The 23,127-nt window shown below is 59.1% G+C and carries 25 protein-coding genes and 1 pseudogene; 6 read left to right on the forward strand and 20 right to left on the reverse strand.

Annotated features, from left to right (window positions below):
* Positions 1-284: 284 nt before the first annotated feature.
* Together ruvB and ruvA are read right to left on the reverse strand one after the other, a co-directional pair.
* A complete protein-coding gene (gene ruvB / locus RY831_RS25470) occupies positions 285-1,346 on the reverse strand; it encodes a Holliday junction branch migration DNA helicase RuvB (RefSeq protein WP_326509186.1) in 1,062 nt (353 codons plus the stop codon).
* A gap of 30 nt (positions 1,347-1,376) precedes the next feature.
* The gene (gene ruvA, locus RY831_RS25475) at positions 1,377-1,955 is read right to left on the reverse strand and encodes a Holliday junction branch migration protein RuvA (RefSeq protein WP_326509187.1); all 579 of its coding nucleotides are present in this window, start codon (positions 1,953-1,955) and stop codon (positions 1,377-1,379) included.
* Between the two features lie 125 nt (positions 1,956-2,080).
* Between ruvA and RY831_RS25480 the strand changes: the two genes are divergently transcribed.
* Positions 2,081-2,656 carry a hypothetical protein gene (locus tag RY831_RS25480; RefSeq protein WP_326509188.1) on the forward strand — a complete coding sequence of 192 codons (576 nt, stop codon included), beginning with the start codon at positions 2,081-2,083 and terminating at the stop codon, positions 2,654-2,656.
* Positions 2,657-2,702: 46 nt separating this feature from the next.
* On the opposite strand, the gene ruvC is transcribed toward RY831_RS25480, so the two are convergent.
* The 8 genes from ruvC to tyrS form a co-directional block, all read right to left on the reverse strand.
* Positions 2,703-3,245, reverse strand: coding sequence for a crossover junction endodeoxyribonuclease RuvC (gene ruvC, locus RY831_RS25485; RefSeq protein WP_326509189.1), 543 nt, complete (start codon positions 3,243-3,245; stop codon positions 2,703-2,705).
* A gap of 250 nt (positions 3,246-3,495) precedes the next feature.
* A complete protein-coding gene (purH, locus tag RY831_RS25490) occupies positions 3,496-5,061 on the reverse strand; it encodes a bifunctional phosphoribosylaminoimidazolecarboxamide formyltransferase/IMP cyclohydrolase (RefSeq protein ID WP_326509190.1) in 1,566 nt (521 codons plus the stop codon).
* A gap of 158 nt (positions 5,062-5,219) precedes the next feature.
* Positions 5,220-5,453: a Fis family transcriptional regulator gene (locus RY831_RS25495; protein WP_326509191.1), complete on the reverse strand. Its 234-nt coding sequence runs from the start codon at positions 5,451-5,453 to the stop codon at positions 5,220-5,222.
* A 26-nt stretch (positions 5,454-5,479) separates the two neighbouring features.
* Positions 5,480-6,496: a tRNA dihydrouridine synthase DusB gene (dusB, locus tag RY831_RS25500; RefSeq protein WP_326509192.1), complete on the reverse strand. Its 1,017-nt coding sequence runs from the start codon at positions 6,494-6,496 to the stop codon at positions 5,480-5,482.
* Between the two features lie 99 nt (positions 6,497-6,595).
* Positions 6,596-7,249: a histidine phosphatase family protein gene (locus tag RY831_RS25505; RefSeq protein ID WP_326509193.1), complete on the reverse strand. Its 654-nt coding sequence runs from the start codon at positions 7,247-7,249 to the stop codon at positions 6,596-6,598.
* 34 nt (positions 7,250-7,283) lie between these two features.
* On the reverse strand, positions 7,284-7,922 hold the full coding sequence (locus RY831_RS25510; protein ID WP_326509194.1) for a YbhB/YbcL family Raf kinase inhibitor-like protein: 639 nt from the start codon (positions 7,920-7,922) through the stop codon (positions 7,284-7,286).
* 59 nt (positions 7,923-7,981) lie between these two features.
* Positions 7,982-8,437, reverse strand: coding sequence for a D-aminoacyl-tRNA deacylase (dtd, locus tag RY831_RS25515; RefSeq protein WP_326509195.1), 456 nt, complete (start codon positions 8,435-8,437; stop codon positions 7,982-7,984).
* Between the two features lie 4 nt (positions 8,438-8,441).
* Positions 8,442-9,698: a tyrosine--tRNA ligase gene (gene tyrS / locus RY831_RS25520; RefSeq protein WP_326509196.1), complete on the reverse strand. Its 1,257-nt coding sequence runs from the start codon at positions 9,696-9,698 to the stop codon at positions 8,442-8,444.
* Positions 9,699-9,960: 262 nt separating this feature from the next.
* Between tyrS and RY831_RS25525 the strand changes: the two genes are divergently transcribed.
* Both RY831_RS25525 and RY831_RS25530 read left to right on the forward strand, forming a co-directional pair.
* Positions 9,961-11,343, forward strand: a complete 1,383-nt coding sequence (locus RY831_RS25525; RefSeq protein WP_326509197.1) for a M23 family metallopeptidase — start codon at positions 9,961-9,963, stop codon at positions 11,341-11,343.
* A 79-nt stretch (positions 11,344-11,422) separates the two neighbouring features.
* Positions 11,423-12,559 carry an anhydro-N-acetylmuramic acid kinase gene (locus RY831_RS25530; protein ID WP_326509198.1) on the forward strand — a complete coding sequence of 379 codons (1,137 nt, stop codon included), beginning with the start codon at positions 11,423-11,425 and terminating at the stop codon, positions 12,557-12,559.
* 82 nt (positions 12,560-12,641) lie between these two features.
* On the opposite strand, the gene erpA is transcribed toward RY831_RS25530, so the two are convergent.
* The 6 genes from erpA to rplM form a co-directional block, all read right to left on the reverse strand.
* Positions 12,642-12,992 (reverse strand): iron-sulfur cluster insertion protein ErpA, encoded by a 351-nt coding sequence (gene erpA / locus RY831_RS25535; RefSeq protein WP_326509199.1) that lies wholly within the window; start codon positions 12,990-12,992, stop codon positions 12,642-12,644.
* Positions 12,993-13,048: 56 nt separating this feature from the next.
* Complete coding sequence (locus RY831_RS25540; protein ID WP_326509200.1) at positions 13,049-13,438, reverse strand: bactofilin family protein; 390 nt, start codon at positions 13,436-13,438, stop codon at positions 13,049-13,051.
* Between the two features lie 11 nt (positions 13,439-13,449).
* A complete protein-coding gene (locus RY831_RS25545; protein ID WP_326509201.1) occupies positions 13,450-14,178 on the reverse strand; it encodes a DUF6776 family protein in 729 nt (242 codons plus the stop codon).
* A gap of 51 nt (positions 14,179-14,229) precedes the next feature.
* The gene (gene argC, locus RY831_RS25550; RefSeq protein ID WP_326509202.1) at positions 14,230-15,273 is read right to left on the reverse strand and encodes an N-acetyl-gamma-glutamyl-phosphate reductase; all 1,044 of its coding nucleotides are present in this window, start codon (positions 15,271-15,273) and stop codon (positions 14,230-14,232) included.
* A gap of 230 nt (positions 15,274-15,503) precedes the next feature.
* Complete coding sequence (rpsI, locus tag RY831_RS25555) at positions 15,504-15,896, reverse strand: 30S ribosomal protein S9 (RefSeq protein ID WP_194725346.1); 393 nt, start codon at positions 15,894-15,896, stop codon at positions 15,504-15,506.
* Between the two features lie 9 nt (positions 15,897-15,905).
* Positions 15,906-16,334, reverse strand: coding sequence for a 50S ribosomal protein L13 (gene rplM / locus RY831_RS25560; protein ID WP_326509203.1), 429 nt, complete (start codon positions 16,332-16,334; stop codon positions 15,906-15,908).
* Positions 16,335-16,626: 292 nt separating this feature from the next.
* Here rplM and RY831_RS25565 point away from each other — a divergent pair, with 292 nt between their 5' ends.
* Entirely contained in the window at positions 16,627-17,073 is a 447-nt protein-coding gene (locus RY831_RS25565; protein WP_326509210.1) for an OsmC family protein, read from the forward strand.
* A gap of 103 nt (positions 17,074-17,176) precedes the next feature.
* Here the strand turns inward: RY831_RS25565 and coq7 are convergent, their stop codons facing one another.
* Positions 17,177-17,803, reverse strand: coding sequence for a 2-polyprenyl-3-methyl-6-methoxy-1,4-benzoquinone monooxygenase (coq7, locus tag RY831_RS25570; RefSeq protein ID WP_326509204.1), 627 nt, complete (start codon positions 17,801-17,803; stop codon positions 17,177-17,179).
* A 399-nt stretch (positions 17,804-18,202) separates the two neighbouring features.
* Between coq7 and RY831_RS25575 the strand changes: the two genes are divergently transcribed.
* Together RY831_RS25575 and RY831_RS25580 are read left to right on the forward strand one after the other, a co-directional pair.
* Complete coding sequence (locus RY831_RS25575; protein ID WP_326509205.1) at positions 18,203-19,261, forward strand: porin; 1,059 nt, start codon at positions 18,203-18,205, stop codon at positions 19,259-19,261.
* A 407-nt stretch (positions 19,262-19,668) separates the two neighbouring features.
* Positions 19,669-20,685 (forward strand): porin, encoded by a 1,017-nt coding sequence (locus RY831_RS25580; RefSeq protein ID WP_326509206.1) that lies wholly within the window; start codon positions 19,669-19,671, stop codon positions 20,683-20,685.
* Between the two features lie 216 nt (positions 20,686-20,901).
* Here the strand turns inward: RY831_RS25580 and RY831_RS25585 are convergent, their stop codons facing one another.
* The 3 genes and pseudogenes from RY831_RS25585 to RY831_RS25595 all read right to left on the reverse strand — a co-directional run.
* Positions 20,902-21,711, reverse strand: a complete 810-nt coding sequence (locus RY831_RS25585) for a DUF3025 domain-containing protein (protein WP_326509207.1) — start codon at positions 21,709-21,711, stop codon at positions 20,902-20,904.
* 49 nt (positions 21,712-21,760) lie between these two features.
* Positions 21,761-22,819: a dihydroorotase gene (gene pyrC / locus RY831_RS25590; RefSeq protein ID WP_326509208.1), complete on the reverse strand. Its 1,059-nt coding sequence runs from the start codon at positions 22,817-22,819 to the stop codon at positions 21,761-21,763.
* 144 nt (positions 22,820-22,963) lie between these two features.
* Positions 22,964-23,127 (reverse strand): annotated as a pseudogene (locus tag RY831_RS25595) (amino acid ABC transporter ATP-binding protein); the annotation flags it as partial.

Genomic DNA, 23,127 nt, shown 5'->3' on the forward strand with positions numbered 1-23,127 from the left:
TAAAAAAGTGCGATCGTGCTTTAGCGGACAATTATAAATTGTCTTTGCCCGATTGTTAGCATAGTTAACAATCTCCGCTGCAGCCTTCGTAGTACTACGGATGACAAAATATCAATCTGTGCAGTCTGGATGGGCGGTGCATCGAACGAGTTGGTGTGACTATCCAGTCAATGGAAGGTTGCAGGGTGTGTCCATGTCTGCCCCGCTCCGCTTTCGTCATTCCCTAGGCGCGACGGTGCCACGCAAGCCCAGCTTGATTCAATGCAATGCTGCGAAATGCAAGCTCAGGCCGGCGGCAGGTCCCAGAGGTCGCCGCTCGGCCCGCGCGGCGCGGCAATGCCGAAATGAGTATAGGCGGTGGGGGTGGCGATGCGTCCGCGCGGCGTGCGCTGCAGGAAACCCTGCTGGATCAGGTAGGGTTCCAGCACGTCCTCGATGGTGTCACGCTCTTCGCCGATGGCGGCGGCAAGATTGTCCAGGCCGACCGGGCCGCCGTTGAACTTGAACAGCACGGCTTCCAGCAGCTTGCGGTCCATCAGGTCGAAGCCGACAGGGTCGACATCAAGCATCTTCAGCGCCGCGTCGGCGATAGGCTTGGTGATTTCGCCGTTGCCTTTTACTTCCGCATAGTCGCGCACACGGCGCAGCAGGCGGTTGGCGATGCGCGGCGTTCCGCGACTGCGCTTGGCGATTTCCAGTGCGCCGTCGGGCACGATGGCGGCGTTGAGCAGCGAGGCGCTGCGGGTGACGATGCGCGCCAGTTCCTGCGGCGTGTAGAACTCCAGCCTGGCGACGATGCCGAAGCGGTCGCGCAGCGGGTTGGTCAGCATGCCGGCGCGAGTGGTGGCGCCTACCAGGGTGAAGGGTTGCAAGTCGAGGCGCACCGAGCGGGCCGCCGGACCTTCGCCGATCATGATATCGATCTGATAATCTTCCAGCGCCGGATACAGGATTTCCTCCACTACCGGCGACAGGCGGTGGATCTCGTCGATGAACAGCACGTCGTTCGGTTCGAGATTGGTCAGGAGCGCGGCCAGGTCACCGGCCCGTTCCAGCACCGGTCCGGACGTCTGCCGCAGGTTGACGCCCATTTCGCGCGCGATGATGTGCGCCAGCGTGGTCTTGCCGAGACCGGGCGGCCCGAACAGCAGGGTATGGTCCAGCGCCTCGCGCCGCTGGCGGGCGGCGGTGATGAAAATTTCCAGCTGGCTGTGAATCTTTTCCTGCCCGACATATTCGTCGAGCTGCTTGGGCCGCAGCGCGCGCTCGATCGCTTCCTCGTTGGGGGAAGCCGGCGTCGCCGCAATGATTCTCTGCTCGCTGAAGTCGTCGGTCTGTATGCTCATGGTGTCACTGCTTCCTTGCTGTTACTGCATCTATGCTTTCGAGAGCGCCTTCAGCGCCAGCTTGATGCCTTCCGATACGCCGGTGCCGGCTGGCACCTGCTTCAACGCCAGCACCGCTTCCTTCTCGGAGTAGCCCAATGCCAGCAGCGCATTGGAAATGTCGGCAGTCGCGTCGCTGTGCGCGATGCCGCCGACCGACCCGAGGTCGGCGCCAAGCTTGCCTTTCAGTTCCAGCAGCAGGCGCTCGGCGGTTTTCTTGCCGATGCCGGGAACGCGCGTCAGCCGCCCGGCTTCCTGCAGCGTGATCGCCTGCGACAGGTCGGCGACCGACATGCCCGACAGGATGGACAGCGCCGTGCGCGCGCCGACGCCGGAGATCCGGATCAACTGCTTGAAAACGTTGCGCTCCTCGACCGTGCCGAATCCGTACAGCAGGTGCGCATCCTCGCGCACCGCCATATGCGTCAGCAGGACCACCTTCTCGCCCATGGCCGGCAGGTTGTAGAAGGTGCTCATCGGCACATCCACTTCATAGCCGACACCATTGCAATCGATCAGCAACTGGGGCGGATTTTTCTCAAGCAGCGTACCGGAAAGGCGTCCTATCATGGTCTCTATATGGGGATAAAAACTGTTTAATCATACAGTAGTTTTGCCGCCCTGCCCGGCAAAAACCGGCACGGCCGGCATGGCGGAAACGCCTTCCGGCGCCTTCTGACCAAGGATTTTTTCCAATGCGCGACGCTCCAATGGAAATAGAAGAACTGGACACGGACCTGAGCGAATTCAAGTTCACGCCGAGACGCGCTGCCGCTTGCGACGGCCTTCGGCATCTGATCAAGCGCCGCATGCTGCAAACCTTACAACGACTTTTCCAAAGCCCGCTGATCCGCCTCCCCCTCTCCTGGAGCGGAACCCTGCTCGGCATCGTCTGGGCTTCCCCGCTGACTGCCTTCGGCGTTGTGCTGGCGGTACCGATCGTGGTCTTCAGTGGCCATGCGCAGCTGATACGCGGGCATACGCTTGCGCTGCTGGTGCGTGGCAGGCTGGCCGACTTCATGCTGCAGCGTCATCCGTTCGGCGCGATGAATGCGATGGCCATCGGCCATGTCGTCATTGCCGAGAAGTCGGGCCTGTCGTCACGGGTACTGATCCATGAACTGGCCCATGTGCGCCAGGCGGCATGGTGGGGTCCGCTCTTTCCCTTCGCTTACTTGGCTTCCAGCGCGTGGGCGGCATTGCGCGGAAAGAATGCCTATTGGCACAACCGATTCGAGGTGGCCGCGCGCAAGGCGGAAAAGCATTTCTAGGATGAAATGACCGCAAGGCCGGCCGTGCTCAAACCGAACCAAATCCTCAGCCGACCAGCCTGCCGCCGCGTACGCGCAAACCTTTTTTTGCGAGGGCCGGCGCCAGTCCGCCGAGGGTGGCCAGGGTTTCTCCGCTGTGCGCATGGCAGATCGCCACGCCCAACGCATCTGCCGCATCGGTGCCGGGCATGCCGGAAAGCACCAATAGCCTTTGCACCATGTCCTGCACCTGCTGCTTCTGCGCCTTGCCATGGCCGACCACGGCTTGCTTGACCTGCAAGGCCGTGTATTCCGCCACTGCAAGATCGGCATTGACCAGCGCGCAGATGGCCGCGCCGCGCGCCTGCCCAAGCAGCAGCGTGGACTGCGGATTGACGTTGACGAACACCTTCTCGATCGCCGCGCAGTCGGGGTGATAGGTACGAATGATTTCCGAAATGCCGGCAAGAATGGTCTTGAGACGCTGCGGCAGATCGGCGTCCGGCGTCTTGATGGTGCCGGATGCGATGTAGCTGAGCTTGTTGCCCTGCTTGTGGATTACCCCGAAGCCGGTGGTGCGCAGGCCGGGGTCGATGCCGAGGATTTTCATTGAGTGGCGCGCTGGCCGATGCCAGCGCGAACAGGTTAGGCAAACTGGGCGCGGTTCCGTTGCAGCAGGAGCGATGATGCTTCACCACACCGAAGACCAGCGCGCTTGAGTGCCGATTCTATCGAATCGGCTTGCCCATACCAAATAAATCCGGACAAATTTGTTGCCGCCGCCGCGAAACGTGCACGGAGTTGATGCTTTGTCATGCATTGGCGGCAACGACAACCGCAACGACAGCGACAGACGCCGATCAGTGGCGGAAGTGGCGCGTGCCGGTGAACAGCATGACGACGCCGCGCTCGTCGGCCGCATCGATGACTTCCTGGTCACGCATCGAACCGCCCGGATGGATGACGCAGGTGGCACCGGCATCGACCACCACGTCGAGGCCGTCGCGGAACGGGAAGAACGCATCCGACGCCACCGCGGTATTGGCCAGCGACAGGCCCGCATTCTGCGCCTTGATGGAGGCGATGCGCGCGGAGTCGATGCGGCTCATCTGGCCGGCACCCACGCCCATGGTCATGCCGTTGGCGCAGAACACGATGGCATTCGACTTCACGAACTTGGCCACGCGCCAGGCGAACATCAGGTCCTGCATTTGCTGCGGCGACGGCTGCTTCTTGGTCACGACCTTGAGTTCGGCGACCGCGACGTTCTTCGCATCCGGCGACTGCAGCAGCAGGCCGCCGCCGACGCGCTTGAAGTCGTAGGCGTTGACGGCATTATCGAGCGGAATTTCCAGCAGGCGGACATTCTGCTTGGCGGCGAACACCTGCTTGGCTTCGGCGGTGAATGCGGGCGCGATCAGCACCTCGACGAATTGCTTGGCGACCGCTTCGGCAGCCTTGCCGTCGAGTTCGCGGTTGAAGGCGATGATGCCGCCGAAAGCCGATGTCGGATCGGTCTGCAGCGCCTTGCCGTAGGCTTCCAGCGGCGATGCGCCGACCGCCACGCCGCATGGGTTCGCATGCTTGATGATCACGCAGGCGGTTTCCTCGAAAGTCTTCACGCATTCCCAGGCGGCATCGGCATCGGCGATGTTGTTGTAGGAAAGCTCCTTGCCCTGCAGTTGCCGGTAGTTGGCGAGCGAGCCGGCCACCGGCGCGAGGTCGCGGTAGAAGGCGGCGGACTGGTGCGGGTTTTCGCCATAGCGCATTTCCTGCACTTTTTCGAAGTGCAGGTTCAGCGTCTGCGGATAGGCGCTGCGCGTCGCATGCTGCTTGTCTTCGCCAAGCGCAGTCAGGTAGTTGGTGATCGCGCCGTCGTACTGGGCGGTATGCGCGAACACTTTCTTGGCGAGCGCAAACTTGGTGTCATAGCCGACTTCGCCATTATTGGCCTTCATCTCGTCGAGCACGCGGCCATAGTCGGCCGGATCGCAGACCACCACCACGTCCTTGTGATTCTTGGCCGAGGAACGCAGCATGGTCGGGCCGCCGATGTCGATATTCTCGATCGCGTCTTCCAGCGTGCACTGGTCCTTGGCAACCGTCTGCTGGAACGGATAAAGATTGACCACCACCATGTCGATGGTCGGAATGCCGTGCTGTTCCAGCGCGGCGACATGCTCGGGCAGGTCGCGGCGGGCCAGGATGCCGCCGTGGACCTTGGGATGCAGGGTCTTCACGCGGCCATCCAGCATTTCCGGGAAACCGGTGTAATCGGCGACTTCAGTCACTTTCACGCCATTGTCGGCGAGCAGCTTGGCCGTGCCTCCGGTGGAAAGGATATTGACGCCTTGGGCGGCAAGCGCCTTGGCAAACTCGAGCACGCCGGTCTTGTCGGACACGGAAATGAGGGCTTGTTTGATCATGATGGACTGGCAGTTGAAGGTAAGTAGGGAAAACGGTGATGGAAAACAGTGGTCGCAGGCTTGGATGCTTGGCGCCAACTGCACGGCAATTCATGTGGCAGGCAAACAGCTTCGGGAGGCGGCGCGGCCATCCCGCCAGGGCACGGAGCTATAAAGCCCTACAGCAAGCCGTGCTGCTGCAATTTCTTGCGCAAGGTATTGCGGTTGATGCCAAGCATCTCGGCGGCCAGCGACTGATTGCCGTCCGCGCGCTCCATCACCGCTTCAAGTACCGGCTTTTCCACGGTAAAGACCACCATTTCATAGACGTTCGACGGCTGCTGCTCGCCGAGGTCCTTGAAATATTTTTCAAGGCTCTTCTTGACGACGTCCTGGATATTGTCTTTGCTCATGAGAATCTGTATTGGTATTTTTAGGGTCAGGCGGCCAGCTTGTGCGCGGCGAGGCCGTATTGTAACCGCTCGCCGAAGGCGGCCTGCGATTCGAAAAAGGCATCGACCGCCGCCAGTTGCTCCTCGCAGCTTTCCAGCCGGTTCATGCGCTGCCTGAAAGGCTCGCCGCCTTCCAGGTCGCGCATGTACCAGCCGATATGCTTGCGCGCGGTGCGCAGTCCCATGAAGTCGCCGTAGAACGCGTAATGCGCGCGCAGATGTTCCTGCATCAATGCGCGCACCTCGCTCACCAGCGGCGGCGGCAGGTGTTCGCCGGTACGCAGGAAATGATCGATCTCGCGGAAAATCCACGGCCTTCCCTGGGCCGCGCGTCCCACCATGACCGCGTCGGCGCCGGTATGGGCCAGGACCAGCCGGGCCTTTTCCGGCGAAGTGATGTCGCCGTTGGCAACGACGGGAAGCGAGACCGCCGCCTTGACTGCGGCGATGGTGTCGTATTCCGCGTCGCCGCTGTAGCCGTCGGCGCGGGTACGCCCGTGCAGGGTCAGCATCGCAATACCGGCCGCTTCGGCCATCCTGGCGATGGTGAGGGCGTTCTTGTTCTGGCGGTCCCAGCCGGTGCGGAACTTCAGCGTCACCGGCACGTCGACCGCGCCGACAACCGCGTCGAGGATCTGCCCGACCAGCTTTTCATTCTGCAGCAGCGCCGAACCGCACCAGCTGTTGCACACCTTCTTGACCGGGCAGCCCATGTTGATGTCGATGATCTGCGCGCCGCGCTCGACGTTGAATTTCGCGCTTGCGGCAAGCATCGCCGGGTCGGCGCCGGCGATCTGCACCGCCTTCGGCTCCATCTCGCCCTCATGGTTGATGCGGCGCGACGTCTTTTCGCTGGCCCACAGGCGCGGGTCGGAAGCCGCCATTTCTGACACTGCGTAGCCGGCGCCGAGCTGCTTGCAGAGTTGACGGAAAGGCCTGTCGGTCACCCCAGCCATCGGGGCGACAAAGACGTTGTTGCGAAGTAAATGGGGACCGATGTTCACAGGAGGGGCGGATTCCGGGCAAACCGCTATTTTAGCCGGTTCAGCCTGCCTATCAAATAAGCAGCTCAGGGAATTTGCGGCCGCCGCCGGGGAGATTCGTCAGCGCGCCACTTCATCGAGCGTGGAGACATCGAGTTTCGCAAGATGCGAAACATCGCCCCATTGCAAAAGCTTCAACTCGCTGCCATTCCAGGAGAAGCGATTGACGCTGGCATTGAAGATGTCGAAGCTGCGTTCCTGTGCAAAATCCATGTTCTGCGCCGCCCGGTAAGCGCATTCCAGCACGCCGCCATGCGCCACCATGGCAATCCGCTGATGACGGCCATCGCCTGCGATGCGCTTGATCGCATCGATCGTGCGTGCCGCGAATTCGCGCATGGTTTCGGCCACATGCACGCCAGGCGGAAAGCGGGCATCGATGTCGCGCGCCTTCCATGCGGCAAATGACTGCGGATAACGCTTGCTGATTTCCGCATACAGCATGCCCTCGAACGCGCCGTAGCAGCGTTCGCGCAAGCCCGCATCGGACCGCACCGGCAAGCCATGATGGCCGGCAATGGCGGCTGCGGTCTGGCGTGCGCGCTGCAGGTCACTGGAGAAGACGGCGTCCAGCCTGGCGCTGGCAAGGCTGCGGCCGAGCGCCGCCGCCTGGCGTTCACCTTCCGCGTTGAGCGGAATGTCGAGATGGCCCTGCAGGCGCTTGATGGCGTTCCACGCGGTTTCCCCGTGGCGGATCAAGAGTATTTCTGTCACGGGGACTCCGTTCTTGCTTCGATTGTGGTCTTGCCTATTTCGCCGCCACCTGGGGATTGAGCGTGTAGGTACCGGTGATTTTCGCTTCACCAAGGATATGGCCCTGCATCGCCTCGCGCACCTGGGCGCCGGTGAACTTGCCGTCGACCGGCAGGCGCTCGACGTCGAGCGCATAAACGGTGAAGACATAGTGATGAATGATGGAATCATTCCACGGCGGGCACGGGCCGTCATAGCCGTAATAGTCGCCCGACATGTCGCCGTCGCCGGCGAACCAGCCGGTGTAATCGTTGATGCCGTGGCGTCCGGCGCGTCCGCCGCCGATTTCCGGGCCCGGCTTGCCGCGCGCGGTGACTTCGCTGCTGTACTGCCCCGCCGCGATGGCCTGCGTATTGGCCGGCAGATCCACCAGCGTCCAGTGGAAGAAGTCCACGCGCGGAAGATCGGCAGGAACGGTCTTGCCTTCCTGGTTCACATCATCGCCGCGCGAGGGCACGTCGACATCATGGCAGATCAGCGCGAACGATTTGGTGCCGGCCGGCGCCTCGCTCCAGGCAAGATGCGGATTGCGGTTGGAAGACATCGCCACATGCGCGGCGGGATCGATCACGCAGAATGCGAATTCGCCCGGAATCGGTTCGCCGTCCTTGAAAGACTCACTCCATAGCTTCATCGTAGCCTCCTCTTCATCACTGGTTGAATGGTTGCAAACACGGAAACGCCTATTGTCCATCAAGTGGGAATTTGCGGCTTGACCTGCAGCCAGAAGGTCACCGGGCCGTCGTTGGTCAGCGAGACCTGCATGTGCGCGCCGAAGCGGCCTGTTTCCACCGCGGCATGGCGCGCGCGCGCCGCTTCCACGAAATGGTCGAACAGGCGGCGGCCGTCTTCCGGCGCCGCCGCGGGCGTGAATGACGGCCGGGTGCCGGAGCGGGTGTCGGCGGCCAGCGTGAACTGCGGCACCAGCAGCAGTCCGCCGCCTGTGTCGGCGACGCTGCGGTTCATCTTGCCCGCATCATCGGCGAACACCCGGTACGCCAGCAGCTTGGCCAGCAGCGCCTCGGACTCCTTCGCGGTATCGTTGCGCTCGGCGCAGACCAGCACCATGAGGCCGGCGCCGATGGCGCCCACCACTTCTGCGTCGACGACCACGCGCGCCTCCAGCACGCGCTGCAGCAGTGCGATCATGAGGTCAAGCCAGCGTGACGCGCGCGAACTTGCGCTTGCCGACCTGCAGCACGAAGGTGCCGGCTTCCACCTTCAGGCCCTTGTCGCTGACGGCGTCGCCGTCGATGCGCACGCCGCCCTGCTCCACCATGCGCAGCGCTTCGGAAGTCGACGGGCACAGGTTGGCCTGCTTGAGCAGCTGGCCGATGCCGAGCGGCGCGCCGGACAGGCTGATCTCGGGAATGTCGTCGGGAATGCCGCCCTTGGCGCGGTTGTTGAAGTCGGCCAGCGCATCCTCGGCGGCCTGCTTTGAATGGAAGCGGGTCACGATTTCCTGCGCCAGCAGCACCTTGATGTCGCGCGGATTGCGGCCGCCTTCGACTTCCTTCCTGAAAGTAGCGATTTCATCCAGCGAGCGGAAGGACAGCAATTCGTAGTAACGCCACATCATGTCGTCGGAAATACTCATCAGCTTGGCGAACATGGTGTTGCCGGGCTCGGTGATGCCGACATAATTGCCCTTGGACTTCGACATCTTCTCGACGCCGTCCAGTCCTTCCAGCAGCGGCATGGTCAGTATGCACTGCGGCTCCTGCCCGTAATCCTTCTGCAGCTCGCGGCCGACCAGCAGGTTGAATTTCTGGTCGGTGCCGCCGAGTTCGAGGTCTGACTGCAGGGCAACGGAATCGTATCCTTGCATCAACGGGTAGAGAAGTTCATGCACGGAAATAGGCGTGCCAGCTTTGAAACGTTTTGTAAAATCCTCACGCTCCAGTATGCGTGCTACCGTATATTTTGCGGATAGCTGGATCATTCCGCGCGCACCCAGCGGATCGCACCATTCCGAGTTGTAACGGATCTCGGTGCGGGCCGGGTCCAGCACCAGGCTGGCCTGCGCAAAGTAGGTCTTGGCGTTTTCCTCGATCTGTTCCCGTGTCAGCGGCGGACGCGTGATGTTCCGGCCCGAAGGGTCGCCGATCATCGATGTGAAGTCGCCGATCAGGAAAATGACCGTATGGCCCAGATCCTGCAGCTGGCGCATCTTGTTCAGTACGACGGTGTGGCCAAGGTGCAGGTCCGGAGCGGTGGGGTCGAGCCCGAGCTTGATGCGCAGAGGCTTGCCGGTTTGCTCGGAGCGCGCCAGCTTCTGGGCGAATTCGGATTCGATCAACAGCTCGTCGACACCGCGTTTGGTGATTGCCAGCGTTTCCATGACGGAATCCGACAAGGGCAATGACTGCTGCGGGATATTGTTGTTTTGCAATGTCTTGGAGGTGTCCATGTGCTGACCAAAATTAATATTTAACTGTGAAAAATCAATACGATCGGTTTGATATAATCCCTGCTACTTTTCAGTCGTGCAACGTGTTGTTCTTATTGCATGACAGAACTAGCGAAGCTTGTGACAGATCATCAATTCTTCGGACTGAATCAGGAAGTGCCGCCGGCATTCCCTCACTGGCAATAGCCGTCAGCCCACATGATCGAAACAGAAACAGCGCATCACGGGCTTCTTGGCTAAACCGCAAATTCTAACTTATTGCATGCTCCCTACAGACAAATTCATGAGCCTGGACTCGAGCAGCAAGTCACAACCCGGCGGATCGCGCAAGACGCGCATCATTTCGGCCACTGCCATCTTCCTCGCGGTATGCGCCTTCGGCGCGGCCGGCGTGGCGCCAATGGCTCCCGACGCATCCGACCTTCCGGTCACTTCCATCACCGAAGAACTGAACGTTCCCAGCCTCTCCGAGCAGATTGCGCAGTTGCAGTCCGACAGCCAGAGCTATCTGCGCGAGGAAAGAGTGCGGCCGGGCGATACGCTTGCCACGCTGCTGTCGCGGCTTGGCGTCAATGACGATGCCGCCACGAGCTTCATCAAGTCCGACAAGCTTGCGTACAACGTGCTTCAGCTCAAGGCAGGCCGCCGCGTTCAGGCGGAGACCAACAAGGATGGACAGCTGCACCGCCTGATGACTACGCTGAGCGACAACAACGGACAACTGCTCAGAAACATCGTCATTGCCCGCAACGGCGATGGCTTCACCGCGAAGGAAAGCCCCGCCGCGCTCGAGCGCCGCGTCGAAATGCATTCCGGCGAGATCCGCTCCTCGCTGTTTGCCGCGACCGACGCCGCGCAGATTCCCGATAGCGTGGCAAGCCAGATTGTCGACATGTTTTCCACCAACATCGACTTTGCCTCGGACCTGCGCAAGGGTGACCGTTTCAACGTGGTCTATGAAACCTTCTGGCAGAACGGTGAATTCGTTCGTGCCGGCCGCGTCCTTGCCGGCGAGTTCGTCAACAACAACAACCGCTATCAATCGGTATGGTTCGACGAACCTGAAAACAAGCAGGGCGGCGGCTATTATTCCTTCGACGGCAAATCACTGAAAAAGGCCTTCCTCAAGTCGCCGCTCGAGTTCTCCCGTGTCTCCTCGGGCTTCTCGATGCGCCAGCATCCGATCTCGGGACAGTGGCGACGGCATGAAGGCGTGGATTTCGCCGCGCCCACCGGCACGCCGATCCGTGCTTCCGGTGACGGCGTGGTCGACTTCGTCGGCGCTCAAACCGGCTACGGCAACGTGGTCGTCCTCAAACACTGGAACAATTATTCGACCGCCTATGCGCACATGAGCCGCTTTGCTGCCGGCCTGCGGAAGGGAGCGAAGGTCAACCAGGGCGAGGTCATCGGCTATGTCGGCAGCACCGGCTGGTCGACCGGACCGCATCTGCATTACGAGTTCCGGGTCAACAACCAGCCGCGCGATCCGATGTCGATCGACGTGCCCAATGCCCAGCCGCTGGTTGGAGCCGATTTGCAGCGCTTCCGCGAAGTGGCCAGCGAAATGAGCCACCGCTTCGCATTGCTGAACCCGACGGAAAAGCAGGACAAGGACATCGGGCCCAAACTGGCATCGAAATAATTCGCATAAAGGCGGCCGCCGACCGGCGGAGAACCGTTGATGAGCCTGTAAAATCAGCAGGCACATCAACGGTTTTTTTATGCCTGATTCTTCTACTCAATTTTTCATCGGCCTCATGTCGGGCACCAGTATGGATGGCATCGACGGCGTGCTGGCGGCGTTCTCAGGCGACGACGGCGAGAGCATCTCGACGCTCTGCACCTCGTATCTTCCCTTTCCCGAAGCGCTGCGCGGCGACCTGATGGCGCTGCAGGCCCCCGGCGAAAATGAAATCCACCGCGAAGCGCTGGCTGCCAATCAGCTCGCAAGACAATACGCCCAATGCGTACGCATGCTGCTTGCCGAAGCGGCAGTTGATGCGTCGCGGGTCGAGGCCATCGGCGTCCACGGACAAACGGTGCGCCATCGCCCGGATCTGGGCTATACGCGCCAGACGAACAATCCTGCCCTGCTGGCGGAACTCACCGGCATCGATGTGATCGCCGATTTCCGCAGCCGCGATATCGCGGCGGGCGGACAAGGTGCCCCGCTGGTCCCGGCATTTCATCATGCCGTTTTCAGCAGCCAGGATGAAGTGCGAGCCGTGGTCAATATCGGCGGCATGAGCAATATCAGCGTACTAGGCGAAAGCGGCAGCATCCTTGGATTCGATACCGGACCCGGCAATGTGCTGATGGATGCATGGATTGCCGAACACCAAGGAAAAACCTACGATGCAAACGGCTCGTGGGCTTCGGGCGGCATGACTGTGCCGGCGCTGCTGCGCGAATTGATGGCCGAAGCTTTCCTTGCGCTGCCACCGCCCAAGAGTACCGGGCGCGACCTGTTCGACCGCGCCTGGCTGGACGCGCGCCTGCAGGCTTGCCCCGGCAATTCCGCCCAGGACGTACAGGCGACGCTGGCAGCCTTCACCGCGCAGACGATTGCTGATGCGATTGCAGCCCATGCGGCGGATGCGCGCAATGTCTATGTGTGCGGGGGCGGCGCATACAACGCGCACTTAATGCAGTTGTTGCAGCAGGCTCTCGGGGAGCGGAGCCATCGAGGCCTTGTACATTCAACCGATCTGCTGGGCATCTCGCCGAATCATGTGGAAGCGCTGGCATTTGCCTGGCTTGCGTGCCGGCATGCACGGCACAGGCCGGGCAACCTGGCCGCCGTCACCGGAGCTGCGGGACCGCGCATACTTGGCGCATGCTATCCAGGCCGCGGATGAAGGCGCAACGTTGAAAGTCATGAAGCCGGAAATAAAAAACGCAGGCCTGGCCTGCGTTTTTTATTGAATCGTCAAACGTGTTTCATGCGGAGAATGAAGAGCCGCATCCGCATGTCGTGGTGGCATTCGGATTCTTGATCACGAACTGCGCTCCTTCGAGGTCATCCTTGTAATCGATTTCCGCGCCGACCAGGTACTGGTAGCTCATGGAATCGATCAACAGTTGAACGCCATTCTTTTCCATGGTGGTATCGTCTTCATTGACGATCTCATCGAAGGTGAACCCGTACTGGAATCCCGAGCATCCGCCGCCCTGCACGAACACGCGGAGTTTCAGATCGGGATTGCCTTCTTCATCTATCAACTGTGCAACTTTCGCTGCGGCACTGTCGGTAAAGACAATCGGTGCGGGCATTTCGGTAACTGCATTCATGTGAGAGCTCCTGCAAAAGCAAAGGTCAATGCCTGATTATAGACGCTTGGCGCATTTCACGTATTTGACATCGCCAGCTTGAGTACCGGCTCGCCCACCTGGTCATGGGTCAGCTTTCCGGAAACAAGCGCACCGCCGTGCATTTCAAGCGCCTTGTAGAACACATCTCCAGTTATGCGGGCGCGCGGCTGCAATTCAAGCAGTTCCGACGAATGAACCGGCCCGATGATTTCGCCATTCACGACCAGATGCGCGACTCGCACCTCGCCTTCGACTTTTGCATGTTCGGAGATCACCAGCATGCTCGGCTCATCGCCTGTCGCGACTACATTCCCCTTCACGTGGCCATCGATACGCAAGCCGCCCTGGAAGTGCACGTTTCCCTCGATCTTGGTCGATATGCCAATCAGACTGTCAATCGTGCCTTTTGTTTTGCGGCCTAACATGGGGCTCTCCTTTAAAAATTGGCAGATAGCTGCGCCCGAACTTGTCCTTTGTCGAGGACGCGCGCCTGTACCATTTTCGCTACACTTCCTTCTGGCAGGGTGAGGATCCCTTCAACGCGCTGATAGTGACGAAAGCTGAGCTTGAACTTGTCACGCTCGGAAGAATTGCCTTCTGGAAAAACCATCATAGCACTCTTGCCCGTCTGCAGCGTATTGACACTCAGTTGCAGGCTTCCAGTAAATAACTGGTCACCCTTTCCTCCCTGCATGATCAGCAAACGATACCTTACCTGGTTCGGCGCAATTTGATCAATCTTCAATCGGCGAATCGTAATCCCTTGCGGGCCTGTCGCATTTGGCAGCAGACTTTCAAAAAAAGCAAGATCCTCCTTGAGCCGTACGTTTTCCGATTCCAACGCCTTAACCTGTGCGGCCAGCTGTTTCTGAGCCGAACGCTCGATGTTCAACTGGCTTTCCGCGGCATTGGCAGTGGCCGAGTACTTGTCGCGTTCGGCATTCAGGGTTTCGATCTGCGTCTTATGGCGCGACAGCTGGGCCCGGAGAGTATGTGGATCGGCGCCGGGAAGCACCGGGCCATTCTCGAAAGCCCACATCGCAGCGGCGCCCGCCAGTCCGATTGCTGCAACTAGCAGCGCCCGAACCGGCCACGGCAGCGCGCGCTGCACGGTAAGCCTGGGCAGCGCCATCGGTGCGCGACGGCGCAATAGCCGATACTTCATGGTTGTCAGGGAAACAGATGGTTAATCGACAGGTATCGCGACAGGTATCGCTTACGGCAGTACCGGAACCTGCGTCAGCCCAGTTGTTTCATCCAACCCGAACATGATGTTCATGCATTGGACCCCCTGACCGGCAGCACCCTTCACCAGATTGTCCTCGACCACCAGAATGACAAGCAGGTCACCGCCATCCGGGCGATGCACCGCGATCCTCAATTTGTTGGAAGCGCGCACCGAACGGGTCTCCGGATGGCTGCCGGGCGGCATGACGTCGACGAACTTTTCGCCTTCGAAGTGACGTTCATACAAGGCCTGGAAATCCACATCCCGCGCTTCCGGAAGAATATGCGCATAGAGGGTCGAATGGATGCCCCGGATCATCGGCACCAAGTGGGGCACGAAGGTCAGCGCAATCTTGCGGCCGGCGATCGCCTGTAAGCCCTGCGTGGTTTCCGGCAGATGCCGGTGACCCTTGACGCCGTACGCCTTGAAGTTGTCCGCCGCTTCCGCCAGCAGCGTATGCACTTCCGCCTTCCGGCCCGCGCCGGAAACGCCGGACTTGCAGTCCGCAATCAGCATGGATTCATTGACCAGCGGCTTGCCTTGCGCAAGAAGCGGAGCATAACCGAGCTGCATCGAGGTCGGGTAGCAACCCGGCAGACCGATGAGGCGCGCATTTCTGATGGCTTCGCGGTTTACTTCCGGCAAGCCGTAGACGGCTTCCTCGAGCAGATCCAGGCAGGAATGCGGCATGCCGTACCATTTATCGAACATGGCGGGATCCTTGATACGGAAATCCGCAGCAAGGTCGATCACCTTGACGCCCGCCGCCAGCAATTCCGGCGCCTGCGCCATCGCCACGCCATGCGGGGTGGCGAAGAACACGACGTCGCATTCGTTCAGCCTGGCCTTGTCAGGCGAAGAAAAGGCGAGCGACACATGGCCGCGCAGCGACGGAAACATGTCGGCCACCGGCATGCCGTCTTCCTTGCGCGACGTGATGGCAGTGAGCTGCACACCAGGATGCGCTGCGAGCAAACGCAGCAGCTCGACGCCCGTGTAACCCGTCCCGCCGACGATACCGACCTTGATCATGTTATTTCCTTGCCAAAAAATGATTTCACTTCGAAATTCTAACAGCACGAACGATTTGGTTCTGTCCGCGTTCGCGATCAAAGTCGATCAACCCGAGCAAGTTGACGGACTTGAAGCCTCGGCCACAAGTATCCGAAGCCGGCATTGCATCGGCATGCTGGCGGCCATCCGAAAAACAAAAAGCCGCCAGGCGCAAACCTGGCGGCTTTTCGATGCTCTGAAAACGCAGATTAGCGCTTGGAGAACTGTTTTGCGCGGCGTGCCTTGCGCAGACCGACTTTCTTACGCTCGACTTCACGTGCATCGCGTGTGACGAAACCGGCTTTTGCCAGTTCCGGCTTCAGGCCTGCATCATAGTCGATGAGTGCGCGAGTGATGCCGTGGCGCACAGCGCCTGCCTGACCGGACTCACCGCCGCCATGCACATTGACCAGGATGTCGAAACGCTCGACATTGCCGGTCAGCTCGAGGGGCTGACGAATGACCATCAGACCGGTTTCGCGGGAAAAGTATTCCGCGGCCGGCTTGCCGTTGACAACGATATTGCCGCTGCCGGATTTGATGAAAACACGCGCCACTGCACTCTTGCGACGGCCGGTTCCGTAGTTGTAGTTACCGATCATGTCCGTTCCTTAGATTTCGAGTGCCTTGGGTTGCTGAGCCGCATGCGGATGGGTGCCATCTGCATAGACCTTCAGCTTCTTGATCATCGCGTAGCCAAGCGGGCCCTTGGGCAGCATGCCCTTGACAGCCTTCTCCAGCGCACGACCCGGAAAACGCTGCTGCATTTTCAGGAAATTGGTTTCGTAGATACCGCCCGGATAGGTCGAGTGACGGTAATAGATCTTGTCCAGTGCCTTGTTGCCGGTCACGCGCAGCTTGCCTGCATTGATGACGACGATGAAGTCGCCCGTGTCGACGTGGGGAGTGAACTCGGGTTTGTGCTTGCCGCGCAGTCGGAGTGCCACTTCGCTGGCAACACGTCCGAGGACTTTGTCCGTTGCGTCAATCACGAACCACTCGCGCTGTACCTCATGGGCTTTAGCGGAAAAGGTTTTCATGATGATTTCCTAAAATATAAAAAACGCTCAAATTGGCGGTTCCGGTTCGATACTGTCTGCCGGACTCTTCCTTGTTGTCTTTTCCTGAGCGAACGGAAAGCCCGAAAGTATAGCCTTTTCAAAGACTTGCCGTCAAATGATTATCGGGCCACCGAGAATGGCAGAAACGCCAAGACTGTCATACCTGCGGCCCTGGATGAAGCTTTGGCACCTGTTGCCGTGGTGCGACCGGCAATGGAAGCCGGCTGAAAATAGTTACAATACCGCCTTCCGACTTGAGCGAGATGAGAAAATGGAATGCACAGTACGCTGGACCGGGCTTTCTGGAATGACCTTTTTGGCAGAAACGGGCTCCGGCCATGTTGTCACAATGGATGGAGCGCCCGAAGGCGGCGGGCGGGATCTGGCACCGCGTCCGATGGAAGTCGTACTTGCCGGCACCGGCGGCTGCACTGCTTATGATGTCGTCCTGATCCTGCGAAAAAGCCATCAGGACGTGCGTGGCTGCGACGTCACGCTCAAGTCCGAGCGCGCCGAAAAGGATCCCAAGGTGTTTACCAAGATCCATTTCCATTTCACCGTGCGCGGCCGCAATCTCAAGCCAAACCTCGTTGAACGGGCGATCAAGCTTTCGCATGAAAAGTATTGCTCGGCCTCGATCATGCTTGAGAAGACTGCGGAAATGACGCATTCCTTCGAGATCGTGGACGACTTGGCGGAAATCGAGCCGCAGGCTTAAGGCAACTGTCTTTACTGCTTGGATGTACAAATTTGGCGTTTCCAGGATGCGCAAGCTTCCTGGAAGCACCGGAAGCCCGGGTGCCAGCGGCTGTGCTCAGGTGTCAGATGTAATACGCAGTGCCGGTCATCACTTTTGACATGGCCTTCATTACCATGCGCACCGGGGCCGGAACCTCGGCCGCGCCCAGCGCCTTCGCATGGGCGCCATGCGCTGCCTCGTCTTCCCGCATCTGGTCAACGATGATGCGCGACTTGCCGTCGTTCGCCGGCAGCGTCCCCAGGTGCTCCACGAGATGCGCCTCGACCTGGCGCTCGGTTTCCACGACAAATCCCAGACTGTGCGCGTCCCCCATGCGCGCCGCAATCGCGCCGATCGCATAAGACCCCGCATACCAAAGGGGATTGAGCAGGCTGGTGCGGGAGCCGAGTTCCCGCAGGCGCTCCGAGGTCCATGCGAGATGATCCTCCTCCTCCCGGCCCGCTTGCCTGAACTGCTCCTTCAAGTACTCGCTTCTGGCGAACTGCGCCTGCGAGTCATAGAGGGCCTGCGCACAGACCTCGCCGACGTGGTTCACCCGCATCAGCCCCGCACTATGGCGGCGATCGGCCTCCTGCAATTCTCCATCCGTCACCCTGGCTGCAGGATTTTGTCGCGATGCATGAGATACGCCGGCGACAACACGCAGCATTTTGTCAAAACCAATCAAGACATCGTCCAAATGCGGCATTAAAAAAAATCCTTTCGAATAAATTACGTCAGCACACGCATGACGCTTTTGCCAGATAAAAAATACTGTCCAACTCAGTTAAATCTGACGAATAAAAGTTGGCAGCCAGGCAAAATATTTAGTACGACCGTACCTAAAAATAGTGTTGCACACCGCGAATTCATTGCTAATAAGCCATGAAACGCGATTAATTTGTTGTTACCCTGCCACATATTCACCGGAAAATTGTCATATCCGCCAAATTCCCTTTGCTCAAAGCGGCCACTTTTGATGAAATCACCTTAACTTCTTTACCAGCAGGTCGGAAGTTCCAGTGGTGACACCGGCGTTTGCCGGCGTGACGATTGAGGTAAAAAGGCAACAAAAAAATTTTAGCATGCCAACCCTTGGAGATAATTAATGAAAAAGTCGCTTCTCGCACTGGCAGTCATTGGTGCATTTGCAGGTGCAGCTCAAGCACAAACCAGCGTAACCATCTACGGTTCCATCGACGCTGGCGTACGCTACACGAACAATGCTGATGCTGCTGGCAATAGCCGGGTTAGCATGGGTACAGGCACATTCGGCAACGGCAACTTCAACCGTAACCGCCTCGGCTTTAAGGGCGTTGAAGATCTGGGCGGCGGCATGAACGCCCACTTCACAATCGAGACCGGCTTCAACTCCGGCACAGGTACGCTGGATAACGCTGCAAACAGGCTTTTCAACCGTTCCGCATTCGTCGGTCTGGGCGGCTCCTGGGGCTCGCTGGATCTCGGCCGCCAGTACTCGGTCAACTTCAAGACGATCGCACTGTATGACCCGTTCTCCTATAAGTTCACCAGCATCGTTCCGCTGGCTGGCAACGGCGGCCTGACCTGGTTGGACAACGACATCCAGTACACCGGCACTTTCGGCCCGATCACCGCGCGTGCGGAATGGGCGCTGGGTGAAGTTGCCGGCAGCAACACCAACGGCGCGACTCGCGCAGTTGGCATCGGCTACTCGGGCGGCCCGTTCTCGGCAGGCGCAGCCTACACTCGTCGTGACGTTGCAGCTTCCGCTGTTGCAGGTGCTCCCTTCGTCGACGTAGACAACTGGACCGTTGGCGGCGCATTCACAACAGGCCCGTTCCGCGTTGCGGCAGGCTACGCCAGGCAGGAAGCCGACACCGTTGCCGGCGCTTCCAACGAGACCGACGACATGTGGCTTGGCGGCAGCTTCGCTCTCAGCCCGGCTGCTCAGCTGACAGCAGGTTACTATCGCACTAAGCTGGATGCAGCAGCAGGCGCAGACGCTCGCCGCAATACCTGGATCATCGGCGCAACTTACGCATTGTCCAAGCGTACCAACCTGTATGCCGATATCGACCGCAGCACCTACAATGGCACAGGCAATCCTGCAACCTGGGGTATCCAGCGCGCAGGCACTTACGACAGCGTCACCGGCGTTTCGATCGGCGTGAATCACCTGTTCTAATGGATGAAGCTCCGGCTCGCAGCCAAGTGCTGGAGTCGGAACAATTCAAAGCCGAAGCCAAGCTCTATAAGGAGCTTGGCTTTTTTATTTTCGTGCCTATTAGCACCTGCCCTGACGCGAAAAAGTAACGACTGTCAAAGGCCGACATGATGCAACATTGACAATGAATTGGTTGGCCAACAATACCTGAAACGACAACAACGTTGCAAAGCCACCACAGAAAGGGAGCTAAGTGATGCAAAAAGCGAAATTCCCTTTGTCCTTCCGGCTGATATTTGATGAAATAAGCATCGGCTTCTTGGTTAAATTCTAAAGAAGCGTGGCCTTCTGGCAGGCGCTACTATCTTGGCGACCTCGCCGAACGCACTACTAAAAATCTAGCTCGATAAACCTTTGGGGATTATTCAATGAAAAAATCGCTTCTCGCGCTTGCAGTTCTGGGTTCTTTTGCGGGCGTGGCTTCCGCTCAGACCAACGTAACGATCTACGGTATCGTGGACGTCGCCATCCAGCGCGTTGACTCGGACGCCACATCGGCTGCTTGGCAGATGGAAGACGGCAACGGTAACGGCTTCAACAGGAATGGCAGCCGCATTGGCTTCAAAGGCTCTGAGGACCTCGGCGGTGGCTTGTCCGCAATCTTCACGCTGGAAAATGGCTTCACCTCCGACAGCGGCAACCTGGGCCAAGGTGGTCGTCTGTTCGGCCGTCAGGCATGGGTTGGCTTGCAAGGCAACTTCGGTGCCGTGCGTTTGGGCCGTCAGTACACAGTGACTCACCTGGCTAACGACACAATCGATCCGTTCAACACCGGCTTTGCAGGCGCGATCAACCGTGTCTTCAATGGCAACGGCGTTCGTACCGACAACACACTGAGCTACGCTCTGCCGAACCTCGGCGGCTTCTCCGGTCAGGTTAACTACTCGCTCGGCGAAGTCGCTGGCGACAACTCCGCAAACCGTTCGGTTGGCCTGGGTCTCGGCTACGCTAATGGCCCGATCAACGTCCAGTTCGCATACCACGATGCAAACGGCGCCCCGGCTGCTGGTGCTGCTGCTGCAACTTCCGACACCAAGACTGCATTCCTGGGCGGTATCTACAACTTCGGCGTTGCAAAGCTGCATGCAGCCTACCAGTCCAACGAAGTCGAAACACTCGCCGGTGCTCGTACCTCTGACGACAATAACTGGATGCTGGGCGTAAGCGCACCTCTGGGCGTTGGCCAAGTCATGGCTTCGTTCATCCGCCGTGACGCTGACGTGGTCACTGCTGCTCGTGGCGACCTCGATCAATACGCTCTTGGTTACCTCCACAACCTGTCGAAGCGTACCAATGTTTACACATCCTACGCTCGTCAGAACGACAAGGCCGCAACTGGCGTTGACAACAACGTGTTCCAGGTTGGTCTGCAGCACCGCTTCTAATCAGCAGCGGGCCTAGGCCTGCCATGATTTGAATGCATAGGAAAAAGGCACCTGCGGGTGCCTTTTCTTTTTGCTGATCATGCATCTTGTGAATTACGCATCTTGTGAATTTGACTGTGGCACTCCATGCCATGTCAGGGTATCTGCACATCCCTTGCAGATCGACCGCTAACGCAAGTCACGATGTGCCCCGCTGTCGCAGCATTTTTGCGGAAGCTACGACGCGCCAGCCTGTTTCTGCTGGCGCTTGGGCCGAAACACCGATACGTCGTTATAGAAATCGGAGTCCTGCCGGTCATGCCACCCTGGCACTCCCAGAACCGGTAATGGGGTATAGGCCCGCATCGTAATACCGCTTTTCAACACCGGTGAAACTGCGGACTCAAGCCATTGACGTTTCTTTTCCTCATCCCAGGAAAAATACTGACTATCGGCGATAAGCGGCCATGCATGCGCCGTAATCGCCTTGAACGGATTGACCAGCTTCTCGATGAGGGCATGGCCGAACAGCCGCACTTCACAGGCAGTTTCGAACTGTAGCCGGCGCGCGATGAAAAGGTCGTGCCATTGATGCTCACGCAAGGCATTGATCAACCCGGAATCGGAGGTGACGAAAATCGCTGCATTTTCGTCAAAAATGGTTGCCACATCGCGCGCTACCCCGCGCTGCGGCAATACCCCCGGGTTCTTGGCGAGCTCTTCCGCCTGCAGGCTGTTGAGCTGTTGCTTGATTTTCGGGAAGCTCAGCCAGATGAGAGCATTGAAGAAATCGTGCAGATTGTCGCGTGTAGGAACGCCGCCGGTTTGGCTGATGAAGCTTTCGTAAGGCGTCTCGGCAGGCAGATCCGCTTGGGGCACGAAGCGAACCGGCATGCCGCGGTGATTGCTTAATCCTTGTTTCGCCGCGAGTCTGTTGAACTCATTTCGCCAGTCACCGCCAGTCCGTGTTATGGACATGCCGAGATCACGCAATGGGACAAGCCATGGCGCGTCCCAATCAATTGCCGCAAAAACAGAGGAATTCATTCAAATGATCTAATGCAATGCGTCGGCGCGTCATCCGCAACGCTGCGAATCAAACCAGCTTCCATCCGATCGACTCGCCGCCATTCAAGGGGACGACCATTGCATCTCCCATCGGCAATTCCGACGGCAATGTCCATTGCTCGCGCTGCAGCGTTACCGTGCCGGTATTGCGCGGCAAGCCATAGAATGCCGGTCCGTTGAAGCTTGCGAACGACTCCAGCTTGTCCAGCGCCCCAGCCTGATCGAAGGCCTGTGCATACAGTTCCATCGCATGCAGTGCCGTATAACAGCCGGCGCAGCCGCAGGCATGCTCCTTCAATCCCTTGGGATGCGGTGCGGAATCAGTCCCGAGGAAAAATCTTGCATTTCCCGAGGTAGCCACTCTGACCAATTCCTTGCGATGTTCTTCCCTCTTCAGCACGGGTAGGCAGTAATAATGCGGACGGATGCCGCCCTTGAAGATTTCATTGCGGTTGTACAGCAGGTGGTGGGCGGTGATGGTGGCGCCAATCGGTCCTGCAGCCTCGGTCACGTACTGCGCCGCATCCTTGGTCGTTATGTGCTCGAAGACCACTTTCAGTTCCGGCATATCCCGACGCAGCGGCTGAAGCACGCGGTCGATGAATGCGGCTTCGCGATCGAAAATGTCGATATCGGAATCCGTTACTTCGCCATGTACCAGGAAAGGCATCCCAACTTCCTGCATGACTTCCAGCGTCTTGTAGCATTTGGTCAAGGCAGTCACGCCGGCGTCGGAGTTGGTTGTCGCACCGGCCGGGTATAGCTTGACGGCATGAATGAAGCCACTGTCCCTGGCACGGCGAATCTCGTCCGGCGGTGTGTTATCTGTCAGGTACAGGGTCATCAAGGGTTCAAACCGCATTCCTTCCGGCAAAGCTTTGAGGATGCGGTCACGGTAGGCTGCCGCCTGTTCCGTAGTGGTGACCGGCGGTTTGAGGTTGGGCATCACGATCGCACGGGCGAACTGGCGCGCAGTATGCGGGAGAACGCTGGCAAGCGTTGCACCGTCGCGCAGATGCAGATGCCAATCATCCGGACGAGTCAGGGTAATGCTGGAGGGTTGGGAAGTAATCGCTGGGCTGGACATGATGTGGCTTTCTCGAAAGAGCCGCTATTTTACCTTCGGCAGTGTGATATCGAGTCAATCGCACTCCCATTCCCGGGAGCAGGCCAAATAAAAAAGCCGCTCCGGCAAGCCTGGAGCGGCGGGGTGCAGCCGGAGTTGAAACGTTCAATGCGTGATGATTTTGGCCAGGAAGTCGCGTGCCCGCTCCGAACGCGGCGCACCGAAGAACTCATCCTTGCTGCAATCCTCAACGATGTAGCCGCGGTCCATGAACACCACCCGGTTGGCCACCTTGCGCGCAAAGCCCATCTCGTGCGTGACCACCATCA

The sequence above is a fragment of the Noviherbaspirillum album genome (assembly GCF_035916955.1).
Taxonomy (GTDB): Bacteria; Pseudomonadota; Gammaproteobacteria; order Burkholderiales; family Burkholderiaceae_D; genus Noviherbaspirillum; species Noviherbaspirillum album.